11 protein-coding genes are annotated in these 13,903 nt (G+C 45.0%); 2 read left to right on the top strand and 9 right to left on the bottom strand.

Going from position 1 to position 13,903, the window contains the following annotated elements:
* Positions 1-126 precede the first annotated feature (126 nt).
* Together ED312_RS17490 and ED312_RS17485 are read right to left on the bottom strand one after the other, a co-directional pair.
* Positions 127-1,092: a FecR family protein gene (locus ED312_RS17490; protein WP_123217320.1), complete on the bottom strand. Its 966-nt coding sequence runs from the start codon at positions 1,090-1,092 to the stop codon at positions 127-129.
* A gap of 187 nt (positions 1,093-1,279) precedes the next feature.
* Positions 1,280-1,843 (bottom strand): RNA polymerase sigma-70 factor, encoded by a 564-nt coding sequence (locus ED312_RS17485; protein WP_123217319.1) that lies wholly within the window; start codon positions 1,841-1,843, stop codon positions 1,280-1,282.
* Between the two features lie 473 nt (positions 1,844-2,316).
* Between ED312_RS17485 and ED312_RS17480 the strand changes: the two genes are divergently transcribed.
* Together ED312_RS17480 and ED312_RS17475 are read left to right on the top strand one after the other, a co-directional pair.
* Positions 2,317-3,855 carry a hypothetical protein gene (locus ED312_RS17480; RefSeq protein ID WP_123217318.1) on the top strand — a complete coding sequence of 513 codons (1,539 nt, stop codon included), beginning with the start codon at positions 2,317-2,319 and terminating at the stop codon, positions 3,853-3,855.
* An 89-nt stretch (positions 3,856-3,944) separates the two neighbouring features.
* Entirely contained in the window at positions 3,945-5,747 is a 1,803-nt protein-coding gene (locus ED312_RS17475; protein ID WP_123217317.1) for a cytochrome-c peroxidase, read from the top strand.
* A 391-nt stretch (positions 5,748-6,138) separates the two neighbouring features.
* On the opposite strand, the gene argH is transcribed toward ED312_RS17475, so the two are convergent.
* The 7 genes from argH to argC form a co-directional block, all read right to left on the bottom strand.
* Positions 6,139-7,416, bottom strand: a complete 1,278-nt coding sequence (gene argH / locus ED312_RS17470; RefSeq protein WP_123217316.1) for an argininosuccinate lyase — start codon at positions 7,414-7,416, stop codon at positions 6,139-6,141.
* A 256-nt stretch (positions 7,417-7,672) separates the two neighbouring features.
* Positions 7,673-8,734: a M20 family metallo-hydrolase gene (locus ED312_RS17465; protein ID WP_123217315.1), complete on the bottom strand. Its 1,062-nt coding sequence runs from the start codon at positions 8,732-8,734 to the stop codon at positions 7,673-7,675.
* A gap of 83 nt (positions 8,735-8,817) precedes the next feature.
* A complete protein-coding gene (gene argB / locus ED312_RS17460; protein ID WP_123217314.1) occupies positions 8,818-9,597 on the bottom strand; it encodes an acetylglutamate kinase in 780 nt (259 codons plus the stop codon).
* An 81-nt stretch (positions 9,598-9,678) separates the two neighbouring features.
* Positions 9,679-10,626 (bottom strand): N-acetylornithine carbamoyltransferase, encoded by a 948-nt coding sequence (locus ED312_RS17455; RefSeq protein ID WP_123217313.1) that lies wholly within the window; start codon positions 10,624-10,626, stop codon positions 9,679-9,681.
* 116 nt (positions 10,627-10,742) lie between these two features.
* Positions 10,743-11,876, bottom strand: a complete 1,134-nt coding sequence (locus ED312_RS17450) for an aspartate aminotransferase family protein (RefSeq protein WP_123217312.1) — start codon at positions 11,874-11,876, stop codon at positions 10,743-10,745.
* Positions 11,877-11,987: 111 nt separating this feature from the next.
* On the bottom strand, positions 11,988-12,782 hold the full coding sequence (proC, locus tag ED312_RS17445) for a pyrroline-5-carboxylate reductase (RefSeq protein WP_123217311.1): 795 nt from the start codon (positions 12,780-12,782) through the stop codon (positions 11,988-11,990).
* A gap of 108 nt (positions 12,783-12,890) precedes the next feature.
* Positions 12,891-13,868, bottom strand: a complete 978-nt coding sequence (gene argC, locus ED312_RS17440) for an N-acetyl-gamma-glutamyl-phosphate reductase (RefSeq protein ID WP_123217310.1) — start codon at positions 13,866-13,868, stop codon at positions 12,891-12,893.
* Positions 13,869-13,903 lie beyond the last annotated feature (35 nt).

Below are 13,903 nucleotides of genomic sequence, written 5' to 3'. Positions count from 1 at the left end.
ATGGTTATTAGTATCTGTAATTATTGAACCGTATGCAGTCTGTGATCGCTCGCCAAAGTGTTGCAGACTGTTTTTTTTCATAGAAAATCTATATCATAAGCCTTGTTTTTTGTGTTAGATTGGTCATTAATCGGTGCATCTTCCCTTAATGAGGACTTTATTATCATCGAGGTACTCGTATTGCAGGCCTTTTTTGGCATATTTTATACTTTCCAGTACTACCGATAGTATTTCATTGTTGTAGATAGCGGTGAGATGGCAGTTTTTGAGTTCCTCTTCGGCAAAGACAAACGTCACTCCATACCAGGCTCCGAGCACCTTGCTTACCTGGAACAGTGAGGTATCTTCGAAATGGATAATGCCGTCTTTCCATTGTATAAAGTTCCTGATATCTGTTTTCCTCCGGGAGATCCGGTTGGATTTTTTGTCAAACACGCCCTGTTCTTCCGGCCCCAGGAATACGGCATTGCTGTCTGAGGCTACTTTCACTTTTCCGGTAGCTACGGTAACCGTAATTTCTTCGTTCTCCGGAAAGGTGTTGATGTTAAAGGAAGTTCCGAGAACCGTGGTGCGGATTTCATCGGATTTTATGATAAAAGGTTTCTTTGGGTTTCTGGCTACATTAAAGAAGGCTTCACCGGTAAGTTCCACTTCACGGGTGTTGCCGGTAAACCTTTCCGGAAATTTTATGGTACTGCCCGAGTTGAGGCGTACTTCGGTGCCATCTGTAAGGGTAAGGCTGAGTTTTTGTCCCCAGTCCGTACTTTTTTCCAGGATAGTTATAGGGAGTGTCTTCGCCGGGGTGTTCCATTTCAGGTATATGGAAAGTCCGAGACCGAGTAGAATAATCACCGAAGCTGCTATTTTTCCAGGGGCTGTCCAGTGCAAAGTGTTACTACGGGATATGGAATCATTGATGGAGTTTCCCAACCTTCGGCCGATCCGTTTTTTGTGTTGTGGGTTGTTAAAAACCTCCTTTTCCCTTTTATACAAAAGGTGGCCATCGAATTCCTCCAGGAGCAGTTCTTCCTTATGGCTTATGGTACCATCCTGGTATTTTTTCATTAATGTTTTTATCTCGTTTTCGGTCATTGTGCTTGCATTATACCTAAGAGTACCAAAAACACACAGGCACTCACACGGCCGGATGCAGTGTTAACGATAGCTTAATCTGCAGATGTTTTTCGTTAACTTTATGGTAAAAGAGCATTCCGGGATCGTAGTGCGAGGGCCTGGCATTTTCTGTAGTGTAATATGCCGGAGAAAAGGGGAGAGGGGGCTAAAAAAAGAATACTTTCACTATGGAAAGTTCCCTTCGGAGCTTGCCCAGGGCCAGGGACAACTGGTTTTCTACCGATCGCTGTGATATCTGTAGTTTTTCGGCTATTTCCATATTGCTGTACTGGTGAATGCGGCTCATGGTAAAAATCTCCTGGCACCGCTGCGGGAGTTCCGAAATAATGGCCTGTATCTGTTTGGAGAGTTCGGTAAGGTCTTCTTCCAGTTCCGTCTCGGCAGGTGTGGTAATGGTACTGGCCGTTTCGATCTGTATGGCTGTAAATTTCGAATCTCTCAGCACATTATAGCAGCGATACCGGATAGCTCTGTACAGGTAGGGTTTTATATTCCGTATCTGTACGTCTTCCCTGCGTTGCCAGTAATCGATCCAGACCTCCTGTACCAGGTCTTCGGCAACGGCATTGTCCGGAACAATAGAAGCGGCATACACATACATGGGTTCCCATAACAGTGCAAACAGATTGTTAAATGCGGTCCTGTCCGAGTTTCGGACCTGCGCGGCATACTTCTCAATATTACCTTTTTCGCTGTAATCCTCTTTCATTGAACTGATTTAAACCCTGTTCCGATTTTTTAATGTTGAATTTCCAGGAGATTTGATATGATAAAGCAGTAAGTGGTTCTCTGTTCGATTTGAATTTATGATGTCTGATCTTTGGGGTTGATCATTTATCACATTATTCGGGCATGAGTTAATCCATAATACCTTTTTTCTGTTCGTCGGGATAAGGGTGGTGTCCAAAAAAATCGGGCCCACAATAGTGTCCATTTTTCCTTAAACGACATACAAAAACTGAACAGTTTTATGGCATGCAAAGTACATAAAAATTGAATATAGGAATATTATGATATTGTAAATTCATAACAACGCCATATCAATAAGGAATTCGCAATGCAGAGATATTTAACATAAAATTAAGTTGTATGTGCGAATCGTAATACTGCATTAACCTTGCCGTTCCGGCAATCCGGTATTTTTGGTATAAAACTGGAAAACTAAAAACCGAATTTTACATTATGAGAAAATTTCACTTAATCCTTATGCTTTTATTTGTTCCCCTGGCCATTATGTTTACCGCCTGTGATGACGGGGAAGACGGTCTGGATGGCGTAGACGGTAAAGATGGTATAGACGGGGAAGATGGTAAAGATGGCGAAGACCTCACCGAACAGCCTACCATGTTCGAAAATAAGTCAGGGACCAAACCATTGGTGGCCATGTCTGGTCAGTTCAACTTTGTAGAGGCATATTCCCTCATCAGTACCCCCGATGTTATCGGGGAAGATTTTCAACTGGCAGGTTCTGCTGACGGAGCAGGATTTTTAAAAGACGGGGACGGTTATCTCTATGTGGTGAACTGTGAGGACAGCTATGCTGTTTCACGGATATTTCTCGATGAACATTTAAATCCGGTGTCCGGGGATTACCTGTTGAACTCCGGGGTGGCCGATTATGCCCGCCAATGTTCCGGTACTATGTGGGAAGCTGCCATTCATGGTGGCTCCAAAGATTTGTTCCTTTCCGCCTCCGAAAGCATACACTATCATGTAAAAGGCATTGACCCGTGGGTAGAATCTCCCACACCTACAGCCGATTTCGGGCTGGACGCATTGGGACAATTTGCCTGGGAAAATGCTGTACCGCTTCCTAAAAATGCCTATCCCGGGAAAACAGTTATCATAGGAGGTGATGACGATTCCAGGGATTCCGAAGGACAAGTGATATTGTACTATTCCGAAAACGGTGATGATGACCTGGAAAACGGGAAGATATATGTACTCAAGACCAAACAGGTTTCGGATGGAGAAAATGGAGTTACCGATGCAGAGGACGGAAATACCTATAATGAAGCCAGTTTTGACAGAGGAATTACATATGATGTAGAATTTGTGGAAATTGAAAACGGGGCTTCATTGCCTTACGACGAAATGGATAAAGCTTGCATGGCCGCAAATGCTACCCAGTTTATGCGTGTAGAAGATGTGGATTACCAGAAAGGTTCCGATACCAATGCTCGTAATGTATATTTCAACGTTACCGGGAGAGGCCCGGGAAGTGGTACATATAACGATTGGGGTACCATTTATAAATTGGTTTTAGACGAAAATACGCCCCTTACCGGGAAACTTACCCAGATCATCAGCGGTAATACCGACAGCAATAATATGGACGGCAACCTGGCCGAACTGCAAAGCCCGGATAATATATGTGTTACCGAAAATTTCATTTATTTTCAGGAAGACCCCAACTCTTTTTCCAGAGGGCATTCCGCATATATTTATCAGTCCGACCTCAACGGGTCCAATATTTCCAAAGTGCTCGAACTGGTGGTTCGGCAAGACCTTTCGCCTAACAACAGTACCGGGCTGAGCGGGGAATTCGGCTCGTTGATCGATGTTTCCGACAAAGTGGGTGTAGACGGAACTTTCCTGCTTGCCGTACAACCGCATTACTGGAAAAATGACAACTTTATGAACCTGGACGGTCATACCAATACGGCGCGTGAAGATAACCAGGCATCACAGATTGTTTTACTCAAAGGATTACCAAGATAAGCCCCTTTTCTTAATCATAATCATTATATCATAAAGGCCGCCATTATCATAATGGAGGCCTTTCCCGTATTTTTACAAAATAAGAACAGATGCGCAGAACCATTTTCTACCTATGTATCCTTACAGGATTAAGCTTTTCCTGCAAACATGAAAAAGCAGAACAGCTACCAGATTGGGACAAAACACAACAATACTACACAGAAGCCATGAATGCCGCCATCCGCTATACCGATTCGCTCCGCGATGAAGGGGTGAATGGCAAAAACACCAAAACATTCTTTAAAAAGCTGAGGATAGCCTTTAAAAAAGCCGAGCCCTATGCCGCTTACCTGAACCCGGAAGTCGGGCACAGGGTAAACGGTCCCGCCCTGCCTGTTTTTTTGGATGACAACCAGAGAGTACTCCCGCCCGTAGGACTGCAGAAAATAGAAGAAAGTATCTATGAAGGCGGAGTATCTGACAAGGAATTTTTGTACGAAACCGATATCACCCGGGGAATGCTGGTCGTGTTGCAAAAAGAAATGGAAAAAAGGGAGCTGAATGCCCAACGTTTTTTTATAGCGACCCATCAGCAGTTGTTACGTATAATCAGTTTCTCCACTGCAGGGTTTGACACCCCCGTGAGTTACCTGAGCATCGGGGAAATAAAAACCTCTCTCAACTCCCTGAAAGAAACATATACAAGGAGCATACGTAAAATCATCACAGAAAAAAATGATAGCTTGGACAAACGGTTCATACAACTGCTCGAACAGGCAGAAACTTTTGTAACCGGAAACCCGGATTTCGAAACCTTTGACCGTTTTGTATTTATCCGGGATTATATGAACCCCGTCACCCGGGCCTGGGTAGAGATACGTAAAGAATCTGGTATTTGGGAGCCTTCGGGCGGTTATCCGTTTAATTTTGATGCTCCCACTTTTTTTGAAGAAAACAGCTTTAATCTCCGGTATTTTACGCCCAGCATCAACAGGAACCCCACAAAAGAGCAAATAGCATTGGGAAAGATGTTGTTTTTCGAACCCGCCTTGTCTGCCGGGAGCACCATGTCCTGCGCTACCTGTCATATACCGGAAAAAGCGTATGCCGATGGGCTTGTATCCAATAAAGACAATCGGGGAAGGCCGTTAAAAAGGAATACTCCTACCTTACTCAATGTAGCTTTCCAGAGATCATTCTTCTGGGATGGTCGTTCCGAAGACCTTCTGGAACAGATATCCTCGGTATTTACAGATCAAAACGAATTTAATACCAATGTACACGAATTTAATACCGATATCTTAAAAGACAGTACCTATAGTGATAAGTTCCGGCAGGCTTTTGGCCATGTCCCTAAAAATAACCGCGATATTATCCGGGCGATTTCTTCTTATATAAGCACCCTCAACAATTTTAATTCCAGGTTCGATAAGAATATCAGGGGAGAAGAAGATGATTTTTCGGCAGCGGAGAAGGAGGGATTCAACCTGTTTATGGGAAAAGCCCTGTGTGCAACCTGCCATTTTATCCCTTTGACCGGCGGGACAGTTCCCCCTTTCTATAAAGAAACAGAAAAGGAAGTCATAGGCGTACCGGAAACCGCCGAAAATAAGATGCTGGACGATGACGAAGGATTTTACTGGAAATACGAAGAAGTCTTACACCGCGGCATGTTCAAAACACCTTCCATAAGGAATATAGCCGAAACAGCACCCTATATGCATAACGGGGTTTACCGGACCCTGGAAGAAGTTATGGATTTTTACAACAAAGGAGGCGGGGGCGGACTCGGCTTTGACTTTTCCCACCAGACACTCCCCTTTGATAACCTCGAACTTACCCCGGATGAACAAGGCGCTATTATAGCCTTTATGAAAACCTTGTCCGGAGAAAAGGTGGTAGATGATTATTAGAGAAATGAGGTGGCTTCGGTACAACGGCCTGAAGGCCGCGCCACTCAGCCACCCCTGTTTTATTTTTACAGTATAGCAAAAAGCAAACTATAACAGCCTGCACAAAGGCGGCTGAGTGCCCCGGTCTCCGACCGGGGTGTATCGAAGCCCCGGCCGGTAAGTCCCTCCCTTTCTTTATTCGGATATAGAAGTTCCCATTCCGGGCATACCATTATATAATATGTCCATATCTCGAAAGATAGTTCTTAACAAAACGGGCATCCTCATTAATATTTCTCACTATCACAAATAATATTCTTGCGGTTGTGGATCTTATTCGTATGGTGGTGGCATTGATAACAGTACTTATAATAGCCTGGACGTGGACGTACCCCATATCGATGTAAACCGGTCAGCTCTTTTTCATTTTCTCCCGGATCTCTTCCAGGCAAAGATTGCCCAGGCTGCCTTCGTGGGTATGGCGTATATCCCTTTTGGGTTTAAAGTTCCCTTCGGCAATGTCCATTCCCATTTTTTTATAGGCATCCCGGAAAGGCATCCCGGACTGTACGAGTTCGTTAAGCGTATCCACGCTAAAGAGGTAATCGTATTTCCGGTCTTCGAGGATACCGTTGTTCACACGGATGTCTTTCAGCGTAAAGGCAGCCATTTCCAGGCAGGCTTTAAGGTCCTGTATGGCAGGTACAATGACTTCTTTTACCAGTTGCAGGTCCCTGTGATAGCCGCTGGGCAGGTTGTTGATGATAAGCGTAAGCTGGTTAGGTACTGCCTGTATCTTGTTGCATTTCCCCCGGATAAGTTCAAACACATCCGGGTTCTTTTTATGCGGCATGATGCTGCTTCCCGTAGTAAGTTCGTCCGGGAAGGAAATAAAATCGAAATTCTGGCTCATGTACAGGCATACATCCATGGCCATTTTAGAAAGCGTGGCGGCAATGCTCCCCATACCGAATGCAGCGCTTTTTTCTACTTTTCCACGTCCCATTTGTGCAGCTACAACATTGTATTTCATCGTGGCAAAACCGAGTTCTTCAGTCGTAAAGGCCCGGTTTATGGGGAAAGAACTACCATACCCGGCAGCACTTCCCAGCGGATTCTGGTCGGCCACCTTATAAGCGGCATCAATAAAATAGAGGTCATCGATAAGGCTTTCGGCATAAGCGGAAAACCACAGCCCGAAAGAAGAAGGCATGGCGATCTGTAAATGTGTATAGCCGGGGAGAAGAACATCCTTGTACTTTTCGGCCAGTTCCATCAGGAGATCAAAGAGTTCAACAGTCTGTTGCCTGATCTCCTGTAATTCGTGTTTCAGGTACAGGTGCATGGCCACAAGTACCTGGTCGTTCCGGGAGCGTGCCGTATGTATCTTTTTTCCCGTATCGCCGAGTTTTTGGATCAGGAGATACTCTATTTTGGAGTGCATGTCTTCAAAGCTGTCTTCTATAGTGAAGTTCCCCGTTTCTATATCTTTCTGAATGTTTCCCAGTTCCGTAACCAGTTGCCCGGTTTCTTCCTCAGTCAGTAAACCTATCTTCCCCAGCATTTTCGCATGTGCCGTAGAAGCGATAACATCATATCTGGCGAGGAGAAGGTCCAGTTCCCTGTCATTTCCTACGGTAAAGTGATCTATTTTTTTGTCGGTGCTAAAGCCTTTGTCCCAGAGTTTCATGTTTTGTGCTTAGTTAAAGAGTAAAAGAGTTAATAAGGTAACGTGAATATCCCGATTAACTTATAAAATACCCATGATCTGTTTTTTCAGTTTTTAATAAAATCAAACTTCTGTGTATCTCTGAGAGACCTTTGTGAAACTCTGTGAAATAACTATTACACAAAGCTGTACAGAATAGCACAAAGATTCGCAAAGATGTTGGACCCGAATTGATACAGGTTCAATTCAGGCTAAATTTAAAAGAGAGTTTGTCTTTTTACAATACTTTTTCCAATAGTTTTATATAGAGCTTGATCCCTTCCTCAATCTCCTTCACATAAATAAACTCATCTGCCGAATGCGATCGTGTCGAATCTCCGGGGCCTAATTTCAGGGACGGACAAGTCAATACGGCCTGGTCAGAAAGCGTAGGCGAACCATAAGTTTCTCTTCCCAAAGCTATTCCGGCCTGTACTAAAGGATGCTCCTTGGGGATGGATGATGAATTAAGCCTTAATGAACGGGGAGTGATAACATCACAGGGAGATTGTGCCTGTAGCAGATCTGCGATCTCCCGGTTGGTATATTTGTCATTGACCCGTACGTCGATAACGAGATTGGTCTCCGCCGGAACCACATTGTGCTGTTTCCCCGCATTGATCTGGGTTACTGTCATCTTCACTTCCCCGAGTACTTCCGAAACCTTTTCGAAACGGTAGTCCCGGAACCATTCCAGTACTTTGATAGTATTGTAAATGGAATTATTGTCGTTGGGATGCGCAGCGTGACTGGGCGTGCCTTTTACTGTGGCATCAAACACCACCAATCCTTTTTCTGCTATGGCCAGTTGCATGAGCGTAGGTTCACCTACAATAGCTACGTCTATGTGAGGTAATACGGGGAGCATGCTGTTCAGTCCCTTGTCGCCCGAACTTTCTTCTTCCGCCGAAGCCACGATGATCAGGTTGTAATTCAGGTCGGGCTTGTCGTAGAAGTAGGCGAAAGTGGCCAGGAGCGACACCAGGCACCCCCCGGCGTCATTGCTTCCCAGTCCGTATAATTTCCCGTCCTCGATATGGGCGTCAAACGGGTCTTTCGTATAAGCCGTGTTCGGTCTTACGGTATCGTGATGCGAATTGAGCAACAAGGTAGGTTTGCTTTCTTCAAAATACTTATTGAAGGCATATACATTGTTATCCCTGCGCCGGAACGGTATGTTGTGCGATTGCAGCCAGTTTTCTATGTGGGCTGCGGTTTTGTCCTCTTCCGAAGAAAAAGAAGGTGTGTTTATCAGTTGTTTTAACAGCGCTATGGCCGATGGTGTGAGCTGGTCTATCATGCTTATTTTATATCTTTTTATGAAGATTATCCCGTTGAGATTCGTAAAGATGCACGGCCGTGCATCTTTACGGTTAATCTGTATTATAATGTTAGCGTTGTAAACAGTCTTTCTTTCCCGACGATCATACCCGGCAGGCCGATATGTACTTTGCTCACGTGTTGTTGTAAAGCGTTAAAGCAATTGTGCATTTTAGGCAGCATGCCGTCCGCTATGATGTTTTCGGCGAGCAGTTGTTCGTATTTTTCCGTATTGATATGTTCTATAACGGAGTTGTCGTCTTCGATGCTTCGCAATACCCCTTTTTTCTCAAAACAATAATATAATGAGGTTTCGAAATGTTCACTCATAGCTATCGCTACTTCGGAGGCAATGGTATCTGCATTGGTATTGAACAATTGCCCTCTTTTATCGTGGGTAATGGCACAGAATACCGGAGTCATGTTACTTTCCAGCAAGGCTTTGACTGCATGGGCATTTACCTGTTTTATATCGCCGGCATAGCCGTAATCAATGTCCTTTACCGGTCTTTTATCGGAAACAATGGTATTGCCGTCCGCTCCGGACAGTCCTATGGCGTTACAGTCCAGGCTTTGCAGGAGTGAAACAATATTCTTGTTGGTAAGTCCGCCATAGACCATAACGATCACGTCCAGGGTTTCACGGGTAGTGATGCGCCGTCCGCCTACCATCTGTGCAGGCACACCGAGTTGTTCCGCAATGCGGGTCGCCGTCCTGCCACCTCCGTGGACCAGGATTTTGTAACCTTCCATTGCCGCAAAATCCGTAAGGAAATCACATAATGCCGATTCGTTTTCTATGATATTTCCGCCTATTTTGACTACGGATAATTTAGGTTTCATTTTTTTCTTTTTTTAGACCCGGGGTATCATTGAGACCCATGGTAGTGGCTCCCGATTAAGCCCCACGGCCGTAGGGCTTTACTATAATGATTGTAATATATGTTTCAGGACAATTTGTGCTGCAAAGGTACGGTTGTTAGCCTGTGGTATAACGACGGATTGCGGGCTGTCCAGGACAGCATCGTCCACGATAACGTTTCTCCGTACAGGCAGGCAATGCATGAATTTACCATTATCCGTCAATGCCATTTTTTCCGGCGTAATCCTCCAACCCGGGTCGGTGTGCAATACCTGGCCGTAATCTTTATACGAACTCCAGTTCTTTACATATACAAAATCAGCATCTTTCAATGCTTCATCCTGGTCGTAGATTATCGGGGTATCTCCCGTGACCTCCGGATTGAGTTCATATCCGACTGGATGGGTGATGACAAATTCCACATCCATTTTGCGCATCATACCGGTGAAGGAATTGGCGACAGCATGTGGCAATGCCTTGGGATGTGGTGCCCAGGAGAGGACAACTTTCGGCTTTTCTTTGGTTTTCAGTTCCGTTATCGTAATGGCATCCGTTAGGGCCTGTAAAGGGTGCGCTGTAGCGCTTTCCATGTTTACAACAGGTACAGACGCGTATTTCTGAAAACTTTTCAAAACGTATTCTTCCTCGTCTTTTTCCTTATCCGTCAACGTAGGAAATGCCCTTACCGCAATAACGTCACAGTACTGGGAAATTACCGCGGCGGCTTCTTTAATGTGTTCGGAGGTAGAACCATTCATTACACTACCGTCTTCAAACTCCAGTGACCAGGCCTCACCCGAAAAATTCATGACCATAACCTGCATTCCCAGTTGCATGGCCGCCTTTTGTGTACTAAGACGGGTACGCAGACTGGAATTAAAGAATAACATCCCCAGCGTTTTACGCTTTCCGAGTTCCTCGAACCGATAGGGATCCTTTTTTAATGCAATGGCTTCAGCTATGATTTCCGGGACACTGTCTATGTCATCTGTTGTCAGGTAGTGTTTCATTTGTTTTTAAGTTAATATGTTATTGGGTTATTTAGTTATTAGGTATGCCCTTCAGGAAAACGAAACTCAGCTCCCCTCTCAAGAGGGGAGCTTTTTTCCTCTGGTGAGGAAGATTTTTAAGAGTTCATTACTACGTTATTTAATGCATCAAAAAACGCATCGATATGTTCTTTCTTCACCGTCAGCGGAGGTAAAATACGCAATAGCTTTTTATTGCTGCTCCCGCCTGTAAAAATATGATGGTCGTAAATAAGCTTTTTCCGGAGTTCGCCCACTTCAAAATCAAATTCCAGTCCCAGCATCAATCCCCGGCCCTTTATCTGCTTTATCTGTGGTATGGTCCCGGCCTTTTCCACAAAATAGGCTGCAACTTCCCTGGTATTTTCCATGAGTTTTTCTTCTTTGAGTACATCCAGTACGGCAATGGCGGCTGCACAGGCCAGGTGGTTTCCTCCGAAAGTAGTTCCCAGCATACCGTGTTTTGCCTTGATGGACGGGTAAACGAGAATTCCCGCTACCGGAAAGCCATTGCCCATACCTTTGGCCATGGAAATAATATCAGGTGTTACGTTATACTGCTGAAAGGCAAAGAAGTCTCCGGTACGGCCATATCCGCATTGAATTTCGTCCGCAATGAACATGCTGTCATGTTGTTTGCAGAGTTTGTCTGCATTCTCATAGAAATCAGCCGTTGCCTCATCCAGTCCGCCCACACCCTGGATAAACTCTATGATAACCGCACATACATCGCCTTTTTGCAACTCCTTTTCCAGTGCAGCGATATCTCCCAGTTCCAGGAAGGTTACCTGGTGCTGGGCATTGATAGGGGCATTGATATTTTTGTTATCCGTAGCCGCTACCGCTGCCGAGGTCCGTCCGTGAAAGGCATTGTTAAAGGCAATGATCCTGGCTTTTCCGGTTTGGAAAGAAGCGAGTTTCAATGCGTTTTCGTTGGCTTCTGCCCCGGAATTACAGAGAAAAAGTTCGTAATTGTCACATCCGGAAAGGGCCCCGAGCTTTTCTGCCAGTTCCATCTGCAGCGGGTTTTGCACGGCATTCGAGTAAAATCCGAGTTTGCCGGCTTGTTCGGATATTGCAGATACGTACCTGGGGTGGGAATGGCCTATGGAGATCACGGCATGCCCGCCGTAAAGATCGAGATAAGTAATGCCTTTATCATCAGTAACATGGACATTTTTTCCTTGTACCGGGGTAATATCATATAATGGGTAAACGTCAAATAGTTTCATTTCGGATGTTGAAAATTATTAATTAGAAAATTGGTCAATTAGTCAATGTGCCAATTATTTTATTAATCATTATCTCATTGGCACATCGCCCAATTATCTCATTATCAAATTTTACAGGTCGGCAATCTGGTTTATTTTGTTGAAAGAGGACACAATTCCCTTAATAAGGGAAGAACTTAGCCCGCTGTGTTCCATTTCGTTGAGACCCTCTATGGTACATCCCCTCGGGGTGGTTACCCTGTCGATTTCTTCCTCCGGGTGATTACCGGATTCCACAAGGAGGGTAGCCGCCCCCATACAGGTATGCATCGCCAGTTCCTGTGCTTCCTTGGCATCGAACCCCAGCTGAATAGCCCCCTGCGTCGTAGCGCGTATAAGGCGCATCCAGAAAGCGATGCCACTGGCACAGATCACGGTAGCCGCACGCATCTGTTCTTCGGGAATCTCTATGGAAGTCCCCAGTTTGTTGAAAATGGCCCTGGCCAGTTCCACACGTTGTTTTCCCTTTTCGTTGCTGCATACACAGGTCATGGATTTGCCGACGGAAATGGCTGTATTGGGCATACTACGGATGATATAGTGTTCATTGCCGATAACAGATTCGATTTTCCGGATCTTAAACCCGGTAATGGTGGAAATAAGTACGTGTTTTTCATTCAGCAGGTCCTTTATTTCCTGTAATATTCCTTCGAACTGTCCCGGCTGTACGGCAAAGATCAGGATATCTGAGTTCTTTACCGCTTCACGGTTGTCGGAGGTTACGATGACATTCCCGTACTCTTCCCAGTTTTTAATGGCACCCGGGTTCCTTTTGGTCAGGTAAAGGGTGGTGACCGAGTTACTGATGATGAGTCCTTTGGCTATGGAAAGCCCCAGGTTTCCGGTTCCTATTATGGCTATTTTCATGCGTTGGTTTTTATTTGCCTTGTGGCCCTTGCAGCATCGTTCGGCCGCACGATGCTTTACAATTAATGAATTGAAGGCGTACGGCCGTACGCCTGTACGGGGCCTGTATTAAAAATACGAGGCTTTTAATCCGAGTCCGAGGGTTTCCTCCAGTCCGAATATCAGGTTCATGTTATGTATGGCCTGTCCGGATGCACCCTTGGTCAGGTTATCGATAATAGAAGTGATCAACAGTTTGTTTTTGTGCTTATGCAGGTGAATAAGGCATTTATTGGTATTGACCACCTGTTTGAGGTGTAATTCCTTGTCACTTACCGTAGTAAAAGCAGCATTTTTATAGAAATCCCCGTATATTTCTTTTGCTTTATCTGCACTTTCGTCAAACTCCGTATACGCAGTGGCAAAGATCCCGCGGGAAAAATTCCCCCGGTAAGGCATAAAGAGTATCTCTTTGTCAAAGGAATGCTGCAACTGTGCTATACTTTGTCCTATTTCTCCCAGGTGCTGATGGGTAAAAGGCTTGTAATACGAAAAATTGTTGTCGCGCCACGGAAAATGCGAGGTGGGGGAAAGGGAGGTACCCGCCCCGGTAGCCCCGGTTACCGCATTGATATGAATATCCTGTTTTAACAGTCCGTGTTTTGCCAGGGGGAGTAATGCCAGTTGAATAGCAGTGGCAAAGCAGCCCGGATTGGCTATGTATTGTGCATTTTCTATTTCCTCCTTGTTGAGTTCGGGCAATCCGTATACGAAATGCATGTCGTTAAAATCGGCATCGGGATTTAACCGGAAATCATTACTCAGGTCTATGATCTTTGTTTTAGCAGAAAACCGGTGTTTTTCGAGAAAGGATTTAGAATTGCCATGACCGAGACAGAGAAAAAGGACATCTACCTCGGGGTTTATTTCTCCGGTGAATTCCTGTTCTGTTTCTCCCAGGAGGTCCTGGTGAATGTCACTTATGGCGTTGCCGGCGTTGGAAGTACTGTAAACGAAATTTATTTCTGCTGCGGGATGGTGCAGTAGCAATCGTATTAATTCCCCGGCGGTGTACCCGGCACCCCCGATTATTCCTGCTTGTATCATTTTTAAATCTTTAAATTTCAGACGAAGGGCATTAT

Origin of the sequence: Sinomicrobium pectinilyticum (assembly GCF_003725735.1) — a bacterium.
Taxonomy (GTDB): Bacteria; Bacteroidota; Bacteroidia; order Flavobacteriales; family Flavobacteriaceae; genus Sinomicrobium; species Sinomicrobium pectinilyticum.
The sequence above is the reverse complement of the archived record's forward strand: the minus strand, read 5'-3'. Positions and strand labels throughout refer to the sequence as shown.